The following is an 843-nucleotide window of genomic DNA, read 5'->3' as shown; positions in this document are numbered from 1 at the left end:
TCAGTCTTTGTACCGCTTTTGGTATACACCGCAGCAGTTATCGGTACTGGGTGAAGCGACGCGATACAATTAATCCGGAGAAGGTCAGGTTGTGCAGCGAAATACGTCGAGTCTGGAACCTGTGTCGGGGTTCCGCAGGAGCGCGTACTCTGGCTGATATACTGACCTGCAACGGCTTCCCGATGAGCCGTTATCGTGCCGGGCGTATGATGAAATACCTGAATCTGAGTAGTAGCCAGCCCGGAAAACATAAATACAAAAATGCCCATCAGACGCATACGTGTTTGCCGAATCTGCTTGAGCGCCAGTTCGCCGTACCGGAGCCAGATAGGGTATGGTGCGGAGATATTACGTATATCTGGGCGGGAAACCACTGGTGCTACCTGGCGGTAGTCATGGATCTTTTTGCCCGCAGAATTATTGGCTGGAGCCTGTCAGAGAATGCCGATACGGCCCTGATAAGTGGTGCCTTGCGGATGGCCTATGAGAGCCGGGGTCAACCGACGGATGTGATGTTCCATAGCGATCAAGGGAGCCAATATACGGGCTTGAAATATCAACAACTTCTCTGGCGTTACAGGATGAAACAAAGCGTCAGTCGGCGAGGAAACTGCTGGGATAACAGTCCAATGGAGCGCTTCTTCCGCAGCCTGAAAACAGAATGGGTCCCTGCAAAGGGTTATCGGGACAAAGATGAAGCCTGGCAACAAATCAGTGGTTATATATTGAACTACTACAATAGCGTCAGGCCACATCATTACAATGGTGGGCTAACGCCGGAAGAATCAGAGAACCGGTATCGTTCTTACCGTAAAACCGTGGCCAATATGACTTGACCACTAC

The 843-nt window shown here is 50.9% G+C and carries 1 protein-coding gene; it reads left to right on the top strand.

The window, feature by feature from the left end:
* Positions 1-836 (top strand): IS3 family transposase (locus K7X24_RS21930; RefSeq protein WP_224558279.1); only part of this gene is annotated, 836 nt, incomplete at its 5' end.
* Between the last annotated feature and the right edge of the window lie 7 nt (positions 837-843).

Source organism: Pectobacterium versatile (assembly GCF_020166435.1).
Classification (GTDB): Bacteria; Pseudomonadota; Gammaproteobacteria; order Enterobacterales; family Enterobacteriaceae; genus Pectobacterium; species Pectobacterium versatile.
This window is presented reverse-complemented; position numbering and strand designations above follow the sequence as displayed.